Below are 13,120 nucleotides of genomic sequence, written 5' to 3'. Positions count from 1 at the left end.
TGATCACCAACGGTGCAGGCAATTACACCGCGTGGCTGCACCGGTTCCACCGGCACGCCCAGCACCCGACGCAGCTGGGCCCCACCAACGGCGCGATGGGGTACGGGCTGCCCGCGGCCATCGCGGCGTCGATAACCTTGTCGACGGCCGTGGCGTCGGCCAGCGCGCCGTCGTGCAGACCGCCCAGTGCTCCCCCGCGGACACTGGAACCCTCACGGGTGCCGAGGGCGACCTCGACCATGACGTGCTTGGCCCAGCCGTCGCCGAGCTCCCAGGTCTTCTTGACCCGCTCGCCGATGTAGGCCGGCCGCTTGCCCGACGGCCCGAACACCGTGCGCAGCTGATCGTTGATCGCGTCGGACAGCACCGGCCCGAACGGCTTGTAGGTGCGGGCCAGCTTGGTGACCTGTCCCTTCAGCCCGGCCAGGTCCGCCTCGGCGGCACCGTCGATGGCACCCAGGTTCAGCTCCGACCCGAGGTCGACGAGCATCTGGTTGCGCCGGGAGGACGCACCGTCGGTGATCGACTCGATCGAGTCCAGCGGCTCGATCTGGTCGATGCGGATCTTGGCCGACAGCGCGATCAGCGCCATCGTCGCGTCGGCGGCGTCGAACGTGATGTCGTCCGGACGTGGGCCACCCGAGGGAGCCGCCGCCGGTGCCGGGGCCGCGGCGGGTGCCGTTTCCACCGGAGCGGCCGCCGCGGGAGCCACCTCTTCGGGCGCCTCGTCGACGTCCGGCTCGGGGTCGGTGTCGGTCGCAAACAGCACCGCGGCGTCGCGCTCGGCGTTGAGCACCTCGGTGGTGTTGTGCGAGTACTCCGGCAGCTTCAGCGTGTTGGCCGCCAGGCCGGCGACGGTCGGGGCGTTCTTGACGCCGATCTCGACGAACCGTTCCACGCCGAGACCACCGGCGGCCTCCTCGATGAACAGCAGGTCCTGGGTCTCGATCCAGCGCACCGGGCTGGCGAACTGCCAGGCCAGCAGCTCGATGACGAGCTTGCGGCACAACTCGTTCGGCCGCTCGTTACGCCAGGTGTCGTAGTCGGCGAGGATCTCGTCGAGCGGCTCGGCGGGCACCAGATCGCGGATCTCCTGGACGAAGTCGCGGTCCAGGGTGAACGGCCGCGGCACCAGGTTCGGGATGTAGCGCCCGATCAGCAGGTCGGGATCCTTGGCCTCGGGCATCACCCGCTCCAGCGCCCGGCGGAAGTCGGCGACACCGACCCGCAGCACGCTCGAATGGAACGGCACGTCGATGCCGGGCACCAGGATGAACGACCGCTTGCCGCCGGACAGTTCGCGTCGCTTCTCGACCTCGGCCTCCAGTGCCTCCAGCCCGGCGACGGTGCCGGCGATCGCGTACTGCGACCCACGCAGGTTGAAGTTCACGATCTCGAGGAACTCACCTGTGCGCTCGGAGATCTCGGCGACGAAGTCCTTGACGTCCGCGTCGTCCAGGTCGATCTGCGACGGCCGGATGGCCGCGAGCCGGTAATTGGACCGCCCCTGCGCGTCGCGCGGCACGATGTCGTGCATCTTCGAGCCGCGGTGGAACACCACCTCCAGCAGCGCGGGCAGCTCGTACACCCCCGACACGCACGCCAACGCGGTGTACTCGCCCACGGAGTGACCGCACGCGATCGCCCCTTCGACGAACGCGCCCTGCTCGCGCATCTCGGCGACCTGCGCGGCGGCCACCGTGGCCATCGCGACCTGGGTGAACTGCGTGAGGTACAGCACGCCCTCGGGGTGGTGGTAGTGCACGCCCGACGCGATCAGGCTGGTCGGGTTGTCCCGCACCACGTGCAGCACCGAGAAGCCCAGCGTCTCGCGGGTGAACTTGTCCGCGGTGTCCCAGACGGCGCGGGCGGCCTTGGACCGCGCGCGCACGTCCATGCCCATGCCCTTGGACTGGATGCCCTGCCCCGGGAACGCGTAGACGGTCTTCGGGGCGGCCAGCTGCGCGCTGGCCGACATCACCAGTTCCCCGCCAACCTTGGCGGAAACCTCGATGATCTCGGCGCCGCGGTCGATGCCGACCCGGTCGACCCGGAACTCGACCTCGTCGCCGGGCAGCACCATCCCGAGGAAGCGGGAGGTCCAGCCCACCAGCCGGGCCGGCGGGGTGGCGCGGCCGTCGGTCGCGGTGACCGCGTGCTGCGCCGCGGCCGACAGCCACATGCCGTGCACGATGTTGGTCTTCAGGCCGGCGAGCAGCGCGGCGGCGCGGTCGGTGTGAATCGGGTTGTGGTCCCCCGAGACCACCGCGAACGCGCTCATGTCGACGGGCGCGTTGACCACCACGTCGCGCCGCCTGCGGCGCGGGGTGTCGGTCGCGTTGTCGGTGATGGCGCCACCGGCGCGCGGCGGGTCGGTGAGCTCGATCGCTCCGGTCCGGCCGCGGATCGCGAAGCGCTCACCCAGGGTGGCCAGCACGGTGCCCTCGGCGTCCGCGATCGTCACGTCCACCGGGACGACCCGGCCGACCTCGGTGTCGGTGGCGGCCGAAGCGGTTGCGGTGACGGTGAGTTCGGACTTCGTCGCGGGCATCGCCGCGAGCAGATGGGCGGCGTGGTCGAGGTGCACGAGGTTCAGCAACCCCTCGACGACCGGGAAGCCGTCGTCGGTGACCGCCGAACCGATCGCGGCGAACACCGCGGGCCAGCACAGGCCGACCAGCGCGTCGGGCACCAGCGTCAGACCCGGGGCCAGCGGGGCGCCGAAGGTGGCGGTGACGCCGGTGTGGTCGGCGACCTTCTCCGGGTCCCATTCGACCGTCACGGTTGCGGTGCCGTGAGTGCTCCTCGCGTCCGCGGTGTTGTTCTCCACTGCCGGAAGCGATTCCGGTCCGTCCACGCCGGCCGCGATAGCCAGCACGGCACGCATCGCGGTCGAGGCGTCCTCGACGGTGACGATCGGGGCGCCGCCGTCGACGGTGGTCGGCGGCAGCGTGAAGCGGATGTCGATCCAGATGTCCGACAGCGGCACGCTCAGCGTGACACTTCCATCGCCGGCCAACTCCAGCCGCGCTCCGGTGTTCGGATGGGTGGCGCTGGGCTTGCCGGGCACGTCGTTGACCTGCCACTCGCCCGGAGCGCCGATGCGATGCACCGGATTGATGGCGGTCCGCCCGGCCCACAGCACGTCGGGCGAGTCGAGCACGACGGCCAACGGACCGCTGACGTCGGCGCGGGCCTGGCGACGCGACACCACCGGGACCGGCTCGGCGCCCGAGGCGAGGACGCGGTCGACGATCTCCTGCTCGAACCGGTCGAGCAGCTCACCGACGGGCTCGTCGACGCGGGTGATGCCCGCGACGGCCTGGGTGCCGGGGATGATGCAGACCTGGTCGGCGGTGTAGCGGGCGTCGTGGGCCTGCCACAGCGAGTCGCTGCGCCACCAGCGCCGCACGTCCTTGTCGATGACCGGCACGAAGTTCACCGGCTTGCCGGGCTTCTTGCACAGCGTCACGAAGAACGGCACGTCGGCCGGATGCAGCTTCACCGTCCCGGCGTCCGGGTAGCGGGCCAGCAGCGCGGCGATCGCGGTGTCCGGATTGTCCAGCAGCGCCTGGCCATCGGAGTCCGCGGTGAACAGCGACTCGATGGCGCCGGAGTCCTTCTCGTGGAGGCGGGCCTCGGCACGCTTGAGCATCTCCTCGAAGCGGTCGCGCCAGGTGTCGGCCAGCCACGGGCTGCCCGGGCCGGCGGTGTCGGCGGTGCTGTCGCCGTCCCCGATCGCCAGCTCGACGTAACGCTGCAGCCACTGCAGGTAGGTCATGTCGCCGACGTCGCCGAAGTACGGCTTGGCGGTGTCGGCCATGGCCGCGATCAGTTCGTCGCGGCGCTCGGCGACCGCGTCGGCGTCGCCGGCCACCTCGTCGAGCAGCCGGCCGCAGCGCGACGCGGTGTTGTCGATCTCGTGGATGTCGGCACCGAGCTGGCTGCGGCCGCTGGCCATGCCGTTGATGGCGCGGCCCGCCCCGACCCAGGTGTCGGTGCCCGTGGTGTCCACCAGCATCTGCTTGACCGCCGGCGAGGTGGTGGCCTCCAGCGTGGCCATCGCGGCGGTGCCGACCAGGATGCCGTCCACCGGCATCTCCGGGAAGCCGTAGGGGGTGGCCCATACACCGGACAGGTACTCGGCGGCCCGCTCCGGGGTCCCGATGCCGCCACCGACGCAGATCGTGATGTTCGCGTACTTGCGCAGGTCACCGTAGGTGCTCAGCAGCAGGTCGTCGAGGTCCTCCCAGGAGTGGTGGCCGCCCGCGCGGCCACCCTCGATGTGGACGATGACGTCCCGGTCGGGCACCTCGGCCGCGATCTTGATCACCGACTTGATCTGGTCCACGGTGCCGGGTTTGAAGACGACGTTGCTGATGCCCACGGTGTGGAGCTCTTCGATCAGGTCGACGGCCTCGTCGAGGTCCGGGATGCCCGCGGTGACGACCAGGCCGTCGATCGGCGCGCCGGACTGGCGCGCCTTCTGCACCAGGCGCTTGCCGCCGACCTGCAGCTTCCACAGGTACGGGTCCAGGAACAGCGAGTTGAACTGGACCGCCCGGCCCGGCTCCAGCAGCTGGGTGAGCTCGGCGATGCGCGCGTCGAAGATCTCCTCGGTGACCTGGCCGCCGCCGGCCAGTTCGGCCCAGTGGCCGGCGTTGGCCGCCGCCGCGACGATCTTGGCGTCCACGGTCGTCGGTGTCATGCCGGCGAGCAGGATCGGCGAGCGTCCGGTGAGCCGGGTGAACTTGGTCGACGCCTTGACCGAGCCGTCCGGCAGCGCGACCGGCTTCGGCGCGTAGCTCGACCAGGCGGGGGCGACCGCGGGGGTGGCGCCGACGGTGAACAGGCTGCGCTGACCGGCGCGCGTCGCGGCCGGGACGATGCCGATGCCGAGCCCGCGGATCACCGGCGCGGTCAGCCGCGTCACGGTGTCGCTGGGCCCCAGGTCGACGATCCACTTGGCGCCGGCCGCGGCCAGGCCCTCGACCTCACTGACCCAGTCGACAGGCTTGACGAAGATGGTCTCGGTGAGCTCGCGGGTCAGTTCGCGATCCAGACCGGTGCGCGAGGCCCACTCGTTGACGAGGTCGACGCCGCTCGCCAGGCGCGGGGTGTGGAACCCGACCTCGACGTTGAGCTGATTGAAGATCGGGCGGAAGATCGCGCCGCCGCGGACCTTGTTCTTCCGCTCGGCCTCTTCCTTCTCGGTGATCTTCTCGCAGTAGAGCTCGAACCGGGCGAGCTGCTCGGGGGTGCCGGTGATGACCACCGAGCGCCTGCCGTTGCGGATGGACAGTGCCGGCGGCAGCACCGTGCGCACATCCTGGGCGAACTCGTCGAGAAGCTCGGCGATACGGGCCGGGTCGACGTTGAGGACCGAGACCATCGGTGATCGGTCGCCGCGGCCGACCATGCCGCAACGCCGGGACACCAGGGAACCGGCCGCCCCGATCAGCTGGCCGATGGCGAGCAGTTCGACGTCGCGGGCGCCGCCGGCCTTGAGCGACTCCACGGCGGTCACGCCCTGCGAGTGCCCGGCGATGGCCACCGGCGGATGCGCGTCGAGGTCCAGGCCCTGCCGTTTGAGCGCGCGCTGGGCCGCCATCTGGGTGAGCAGGATGCCGGGGCCCGAGATCGCCGCGGTGGTGAGGTCCTTGGCGGCGGGAAGCGGCTCGTCGGCGGCCAGCGCACGGATCCACTTCATCGGCTCGAAACCGATGGGCCGCACCACGACCAGTTCGCGCGCCAGCGGCTCGAGCATCAGCTCGGCTTCGGCGACCAGCTGGCTGATCTCGGACTCGATACCGGCCGAGTTGACGAGTTCTTCGAGATTCTCCAGCCAGGGACCGCCCTGGCCGCCGAACGCGACCGCGTACGGCTCGCCCGAGTGCAACCGATCGACGAGTGCGTGCGATCCCGACAGCGGTTCGAGGTCCTGGCCCGTCTGGCCGTCGGTGCCGGTGGCCGCACGGTGCTGGTCGTTGATCGTCACGTCTGGTGTTCTCCTCAGGTCCTTCAATCGCGCTGCGATCGCGTGGTCACGGTCGTCTGGGGCTGTGGCTCGTGGTGGGGTGGTCCGCTGCCTGGGCGGCCACTGCGATTCGGCGTCGAATCCGGCTTGTCGTGCGCTGCGCTCAGCCGCGATGAGGAGCCGCAGGCGGACACTTCAGCCGTACTAAGAGTGTCATAAGAGACTGCCCCAGTTTCCCGCCCCAAATGGTTACTGGCGAGTTCTACGCATCGGTAACGGTGCGCTGCATAACACGGGCTGAGAGCCGCCCTCAAGTTATCCGTGACAAACGTCCTGCATGCGGGTGGTTACGGTTGAGTAGGGTAGAAGCGCAGTTCAAGGCAGTATTGTTACACAATCGTTATCTGAAAATTTCGGTTCGCCCTTCGCGTCGCCCGTGTGCGGGCCGGGGGGACAAGATCGTCGCAAACGTGAGGCCCCGGTTTCGCTCGGCGGATAGGCGTTTGCTGGATCACCTTACTGATCGGTAAGCATGGGGCGGATCGGCCCGCTGACCGGAGGGCTTGACCCCGGGTGCCCCGGTGGTGTCGCCAGAAGCACGGGGCCCGGACCGTCCGGCAACGCCCACCCGCGTCTCGGAGCCGGCGTAGCCACGGGCCCCAGGCGCGGACACGAACATCGGTTTCACGGCTATGCCGCTGGTCGCTCCGGCAACGGTCGTGACGCGGTCATGCGCCGCGCCGAGGCTCCCATTCACCGCCGAGCAGGATTCCGGCGGTGTATCCGGACGCCGAGGTCACCATGTGGCGGCGGGTGGCCTGGTCGAACCGGGTGACCATCACTTTCTCCCCCAGCGCCCGATAGTCCTGAACCACCCGCCGGATCTCGTCCATCTCCTCCGGGCGGGGCAGGTAGTCGGCACCGACCCGGGCCCGATAGAGCTCTTCGAGGCTGGTGACGAAGGCCTCGGCGAGATCGTCCACCGAATCCTCGGCGGCTTCCATGAACCTCAGCAGGGCCCGCACATACAGGAGGGGGTCCGGCGCGCGGGCCAGGATGTCGGCCGCCGCACCGTCGGTCATCACCACCTTGCCGCCCTGCACCTCGGCCAGCCCGTAGGCCGCCAGCTTGCGGGCCTCGTCACTGTCGGCATCGATCGCGACGGTGCCCGCAGCACGCTGCTGCGGTTCGGGATCCGGCTCGCCCAGCACCGCCTGTTGCAGCCCGAGGATGTCGGCCAGATCGGTGCCCTGCCGCATGCTGGCGAAGAACTCGGCGATGTGCGCGGAGTTGTAGCCCTTCCGCAGCAGCTGGCTGATGGTGTTGAGCTGGGACAGGTGATAGTCGTCGTACAGCGCCGAACGCCCGACCCGCCGCGGCGGGTCCAACAGCCCTCGTTCGCGGTAGGCCCTGATGTTCCGGGCGCTGATGCCGGATTCCCGCGCCAGGTCTTCCAGCCGGTACTCAGCCACGCGTCACCGCCCCCACATCCGATGTGGGTGGACAGATCGACGGCCACGTTGGTGCATCACACCACTTTAACCCGAGCATCGGCAGTACGAGCGAAGTAGAGACCGCCGACTGTATGACACAGACCGCGTCGGCGGCGATCCAGCTATCAGCGAAAATACTGCACTTGGGAAAATTTACGCACAGACAACTGCAGATTCAGCCAACTCTGACGCCAGCGCAAACCGCGACAGGGCGGAAACCGATTGGCGGCCACGCACCGGGGTACGGGAGGATGACCATGTCCGCCCGGTGGGATCAGGACATTAAGACAAATTTTGGAAGGTGCAGGCGTGCGTCCCTGGATCGTGTGGGCCACCGGACTGCTCGCATACATCGTCGCCGTCCTGGACCGCACCACGCTCGGGGTCTCGGGCCTGGCCGCCGCCGACCGGTTCGACGCAGGTCCGAGCCTGCTGTCGACCTTCGTCGTGCTCCAGGTGGTGGTGTACGCGGGCGCGCAGGTCCCCGCGGGCCTGCTGCTCGATCGCTACGGCTCCCGGGTGCTGATCGTGTCCGGGGCGGCGCTGATGGCGTCGGGCCAACTGGTCCTCGCCTTCACCGAGTCCCTGCCCGCGGCCATCGCGGCACGCGCTGTCGTGGGCCTGGGCGACGCGGTGACGTTCATCTCGGTCCTGCGGCTCGTCCCCCTCTGGTTCCGTCCGCGCCAGATCCCCGTCGTGACCCAGCTGACCGGAATCTGCGGACAGCTCGGACAGGTGTTGTCGGCGGTGCCGTTCCTGGCGCTGCTGTCCGCTTCCGGTTGGTCGGTCGCCTACGTGTCGGCGGCGGCGGTGGGCGTGCTGTCGATCGTGCTCACGCTGGCCATCGTCAGGAACACCCCGGACGGTTCGGCGGCGACGTCGGAGACGATGTCGGTGCGCGAGACGCTGCACAGCGTCAAGACGGTGTGGCTGCGCCCCGGCACTCGACTGGGCTTCTTCACCCATATGGGCACGCAGTTCTCGATCACGGTGTTCGCCCTCATGTGGGGACTGCCCTATCTCACCGAGGCCCAAGGGTTGTCGACCGGCCTCGCCGGCGGGTTGCTGAGCTTGTCGGTGGTCACCGCGATCGGGTGCGGTGTGCTGATCGGGGTCCTCACCGGCCGGTTCCCGCACCGCCGTTCGCGCATGGTGCTGATCATCATCGCCGGCAATGCTCTCGCCTGGTCGGTTTTGCTCATGCTGCCCGGCCCGGCGCCGTTGTGGCTGCTGGTCGTGCTGGTCGTGGTGATCTCGGTGGGTGGGCCGGGGTCGATGGTCGGGTTCGATTTCGCCAGGACCTTCAACTCCGGCGCAACCCTGGGCACAGCGCAGGGCATGGTCAACATGGGCGGGTTCATCGCGTCGCTGCTGCTGATGCAGTCGATGGGTCTGGTCATGCAGGCCGCGGGCGGCATCTCGTTCGACTCGTTCCGCACCGCCTGGACGCTGCAGTACCTGGTGTGGGGGCTCGCCGTCGTCGGCATCCTGATCACCCGGCGGAAAGCACGCCGGTTGCTGCGTGAAGGGGACGACCGCATCCTCCTGGAGGGGATCCAGACCTAGCGCGTACCGGTGTGCTTCGCGACGGCCGCCGCCGCGTACCGGTGTCCGACCAGCTCGTGGCCGACCACGGAGACCGCCGGTGCCAGCGTCACCACCAACAGGCAGCTGGCCATCGAGATCCCGTTGGCGGCCAGCACGACGGCCAGTACGAGCACCGCCACCGTGAGGACGATCAGCAGGACGTGGAACCGCTCCACGGTCCGCGTGATCACCGAATACAGCACGTAGACCATCACGATGTAGACGCCCACGGGCACCACCACCGCCAGCACCGTGGCGACCGAGGACAGCGCGGAGTGGTGCTCGATGTAGTAGGCCGCGGCATGGAGTCCGGCGCCGGTGGCCACGATCGCGGTGAACACGACGATGTGCAGGTAGCCGAACGAGAACGAGCGCTCACGCCGGACGTGGAGGAGTCGGCCTGCGGCAGGACGAAGTAGGTCCACCACATCCCGAAGGTCAGTCCGGTGCCGGCGACGGCGACGAACACCGCCTCGACGGACCACCCCTGCTCCCCCACCACCGCGCTCAGTGAGGCGACCGTGCCGACCACACCTTCCCCGAGCGCAATGATCGTGAACAGTCCGTACCGTTCGACGATGTGGTGGGCGTGCCAGGGCGTTCCGCCCTGCCGCCCCTCGGCCACCACCGGCCCGATCACCTCGACCAGGACCAGGAGCACCACGATCACCGCGGTCACCGGCACCGAGGTGTGGACGACGATGGCCACCACCCAGCCGATCTGGGCGATCGTGATCCACCCCGCGTAGGTCAGGCAGGCCTTGCGCCGCAGCGGATCCTGTCGGGCGGCGCGGAGCCACTGGGCCACCATCGCGACCCGCATCACCACGTACCCGGCGACGACCACGGCGTTGTCGACGTGGCCTCCGTGTTCGATCGACGCGTACATCTGGGGCAGCCCGAGTCCGAGCGTGATGACGCCCACCATCTGCAGCATCGTCGTCAGCCGGTACACCCAGTCGTCGGTGTCATAGGCCGACGCGAACCAGCTGAAGTTGATCCATGCCCAGCACACGGCGAACATCGCGAAGAAGAAACCGGCGAGCCCGGCGGCGATGTGCCCATCGGCGAGCAGGTGAGCGAACTCCGAGGCCGCGATGCCGAAGGCGATCACGAACGTCAGGTCGAACAGCAATTCCAGCGGGGTGGCGGCCCGTCCGGGTTCGTGCGGGTCGCGACCTGTCATCCGGCGGATCCGGTGCAGGCCGGTCGATCCCTGCGCATGCTCGCTCACGGCGATCCCCCTCTCAGGCGTCGGGCAGAGCGTAGCCGCGCGGACACGGTCGGTGTGTCCGCAATCCCGCCGCGATAAGGTTCGGCCATGGACGCGGTCGGTGTGGTGTTGGCCGCGGGCCTGGGCACCCGCGTCGGCGCCGACGGCAACAAGGCCTACCTGCCGCTGGCCGGCCGCAGCATGCTGGCGTGGTCGCTGGACACACTGGGCCGGTTACCCGACATCGCCCGCACCGTCCTGGTGTACCGCCAAGGTGAGCTCGCACTGGCTCGTGACACGCTTCGGCGCGAAATCGGGGATCTCCCAGTCGAATTCGTGGAAGGCGGGGACACCAGGCACGCGTCGGAGACCAACGTGATGCGGTACCTGGCCGACGACATCGAATCCGGCACCGTGGACGTCGTCGCCATACACGACGCCGCGCGGCCTCTCGCCGGAGCCGACATGTTCGTCGAGGCGGTCGCACTGGCCCGGCGATTCGGCGGCGCCCTGCCCGCGCTGCCCATCCGGGATCTGGTCAGGGCGGATGCCGGCGGCCTGCACTGGGTGGCGCAGGCCCCGCCGCTGGTCCGGGTGCAGACCCCGCAGGCGTTCCGTGCGCGCGATCTGTTGCACGCCTACCGCAGCGCCGAGCGCGACGGCTTCGAAGGCACCGACACGTCGTCGACTGTCGAGCGCTACACAGCGGTCGAGGTCCGGACCTTCCCCGGCCGCGCCGACAACCTGAAGGTCACCTACGCGCGGGACGTCGCTGTGGCCCAACACCTTCTGGTCAATGCAGGGGGTCCTGCCGGCCCTCGATGAGCGCAGCGAGCAACGCGGCCTCGGCGGGCAGGTCGAATCTCGTGGTCTCGGTGTCACCGTCGACGAGGGTCAGAGTCGTCCCCGCCGCCAGCGCCGCCGACAGTTCGTCGAATGAATCGTCGGCGTCGTCGCCGAGCAACCCGTCCAGCACCGTCGCGTCGAAGCCGCGCGGGTATTGCACGGTGCGCAACTGGGCACGGTCCAGCGTCGCGGTCACCGCGCCGCGGGCGTCGACGGCTTTGACGCTGTCCGTCACCGGACGGATCGGCAGTGTCGCCGCGGCCCCGCCGCGCAACGCCGACACCACGGCATCGACGGTCACGTCGGCGATCAGCGGCCACCCCAGGTCGTGCAGCAGCACCGGACCGGAGGCCACGTCGGCCAACCCGGCGGCGATGCACTGCGTCCGGGTACCGGGCGGCTCCACAGCCACCACGCGGACCGCGGCGACAGGATGTTCGCACAGCATCTCGCGGACGTCCCCGGCCAATGGACCGGCCACCGCGACCACCACGTCACCGACACGTGCCAGCGCACGGACGATCAGCACCAGCGGGGGCACACCGGACACCGGCGTGAACACGGCGTCGCGGTGCCGTGCCCACTGTGCGGGTACTGGCAGGATCGCCGTCACGGTCACGGCGTCCGAGGCTATACCGGTCAGACCGGGTCGAACGACTCGATCAGCCAGTTGCCGTCGATCTTCTTCAGACCCACCCTCACGCTGCTCGCGGCGAACGCCCCGTCCGGGTTCTCCTTGCTGGTAGTGGTCTGGTTGATGAACACCAGCACCTCGGCGGCCGCCGGCTCGATCTCCGACACCGCGGCCCGGACCACCGATGCAGCGGTCTTGACCGACTTCTCCTTCGCCGCGGGTGTGACGATCTGCTCGGTGAATTGCGTGTAGTACGACAGGAAGTCACCGGTCAGCTTCGACTTGGCGTTCGCGAAGTCCTGGTCGAGAGACTCCGGCGAATAGGACAGCAGCGCGACGGTCCCGGTCTTGGCGGCATCGAGAGCCACCTGCGCGGCCGCGGGATCGGTCTGCTGATCAGGCCGGTAATCGTTGAGGTACAACCAGCCGGCCATACCCGCCGAGGCGAGCAACGCGACGGCCAGCAGTGCCGCGGTTACCGGGCCCCGCATCGAGCGACGCGGGGCCTTGCCGGCCGTATCCGCGGCGGCCTCGCCGTCGGGCTGGTGCTCGACCTCATCGAGATCGACCTCGTCGCCCTCGTCGACCTCGTCGACCTCGCGGGGTTCGACGATCTCGACCTCGGCGCCGTTTTCGGTGGGTTTCTCGTCGCTCACGGCACGAACTCGACTTTCGACATCTTGATCTGTCCGCCCTCACGCTCCAGGCTCACGCTGAGCCGCCAGGTACGCGGCTCCTGATTGGCGCCGGCAGAGTTGGTGACCCGTGACGACGCCGCGACGAGCACCTGTGCGGAGTCGTCGGACATCGACTCCACGGCGGTGGAGTTGACGTTCACCTCGGTGACGACCTTGGAATCCTGGGCGACCTGGACGAAGTCCGCGGCCTGCATCTCGAAATCGGACTTGAACTGACCGGTCGAGTTGTCGATGATCCGCTGGACGTCGGCCTCGGCGTTGTTGAAATCCAACGACATCAGCGTCACGACGCTCTGCCGGGCCGCGGCGGCGTACTCCGCGTTCTGTTGGCGCAGCTTGTCGGCCTCACGGTGGGTCCAGATCATGTATCCGCTGGCACCCAGCAAGGCCACCGTGCACAGCACCACGAGCCCGGCTACGACGGCCTTCCAACCGGGGCGCGGAATGCGACGCTGCCGCGAGACGGTCGCGGCACCATCGGCATCGGCATCGGCATCCTCGGCCACCGCATCGGCGTCCTCGGCCACCGCATCGCTGTCGGTTCCGGCGCCGATGTCGGCGGGATCGGCCCCGACGGCCTCGTCCAGATCACCGGGTTCGTGCTCGGTCTCGGTGTCCGCGGCGAGCGCCTGCCTGCGCAACCGCGCCGCGCGGGCGCGCGCGCGGGCGGCG

Annotated in this window: 6 protein-coding genes and 3 pseudogenes; 3 read left to right on the top strand and 6 right to left on the bottom strand. The window is 69.4% G+C overall.

What is annotated here, in order from left to right; all coding sequences use genetic code 11:
* Window positions 1-2: 2 nt before the first annotated feature.
* Window positions 3-77: pseudogene (locus tag ASJ79_RS34960) on the top strand (hypothetical protein); the annotation flags it as partial.
* Between the two features lie 35 nt (window positions 78-112).
* Here the strand turns inward: ASJ79_RS34960 and ASJ79_RS07195 are convergent.
* Window positions 113-5,929, bottom strand: a pseudogene (locus ASJ79_RS07195) (fatty acid synthase subunit beta domain-containing protein); the annotation flags it as partial.
* Window positions 5,930-6,705: 776 nt separating this feature from the next.
* Window positions 6,706-7,449, bottom strand: a complete 744-nt coding sequence (locus tag ASJ79_RS07190; RefSeq protein WP_067954037.1) for a MerR family transcriptional regulator — start codon at window positions 7,447-7,449, stop codon at window positions 6,706-6,708.
* A gap of 330 nt (window positions 7,450-7,779) precedes the next feature.
* Between ASJ79_RS07190 and ASJ79_RS07185 the strand changes: the two genes are divergently transcribed.
* Window positions 7,780-9,036, top strand: a complete 1,257-nt coding sequence (locus ASJ79_RS07185) for a nitrate/nitrite transporter (RefSeq protein ID WP_067954036.1) — start codon at window positions 7,780-7,782, stop codon at window positions 9,034-9,036.
* On the opposite strand, the pseudogene ASJ79_RS07180 reads toward ASJ79_RS07185, so the two are convergent.
* Window positions 9,033-10,243, bottom strand: a pseudogene (locus tag ASJ79_RS07180) (low temperature requirement protein A). The gene ASJ79_RS07185 and the pseudogene ASJ79_RS07180 overlap by 4 nt on opposite strands.
* Before the next feature lie 135 nt (window positions 10,244-10,378).
* Between ASJ79_RS07180 and ASJ79_RS07175 the strand changes: the two are divergent.
* The gene (locus ASJ79_RS07175) at window positions 10,379-11,095 is read left to right on the top strand and encodes a 2-C-methyl-D-erythritol 4-phosphate cytidylyltransferase (RefSeq protein WP_067954035.1); all 717 of its coding nucleotides are present in this window, start codon (window positions 10,379-10,381) and stop codon (window positions 11,093-11,095) included.
* On the opposite strand, the gene ASJ79_RS07170 is transcribed toward ASJ79_RS07175, so the two are convergent.
* From ASJ79_RS07170 to ASJ79_RS33055, 3 genes are all read right to left on the bottom strand, one after another.
* On the bottom strand, window positions 11,064-11,735 hold the full coding sequence (locus tag ASJ79_RS07170; protein ID WP_067954034.1) for a 2-C-methyl-D-erythritol 4-phosphate cytidylyltransferase: 672 nt from the start codon (window positions 11,733-11,735) through the stop codon (window positions 11,064-11,066). The genes ASJ79_RS07175 and ASJ79_RS07170 overlap by 32 nt on opposite strands.
* 20 nt (window positions 11,736-11,755) lie before the next feature.
* Window positions 11,756-12,406: a hypothetical protein gene (locus ASJ79_RS07165; RefSeq protein WP_067954033.1), complete on the bottom strand. Its 651-nt coding sequence runs from the start codon at window positions 12,404-12,406 to the stop codon at window positions 11,756-11,758.
* Window positions 12,403-13,120, bottom strand: a 718-nt coding sequence (locus ASJ79_RS33055) for a hypothetical protein (protein ID WP_067954032.1), incomplete at its 5' end; no start/stop codon positions are given. The genes ASJ79_RS07165 and ASJ79_RS33055, both read right to left, overlap by 4 nt.

Source organism: Mycobacterium sp. NAZ190054 (assembly GCF_001545925.1).
Taxonomy (GTDB): domain Bacteria; phylum Actinomycetota; class Actinomycetes; order Mycobacteriales; family Mycobacteriaceae; genus Mycobacterium.
The sequence above is the reverse complement of the archived record's forward strand: the minus strand, read 5'-3'. Positions and strand labels throughout refer to the sequence as shown.

What these genes read in the sequence shown, in the direction of transcription:
- ASJ79_RS07175 (WP_067954035.1), top strand. Translation starts at nt 10,379, where the DNA reads ATGGACGCGGTCGGTGTGGTGTTGGCCGCGGGCCTGGGCACCCGCGTC.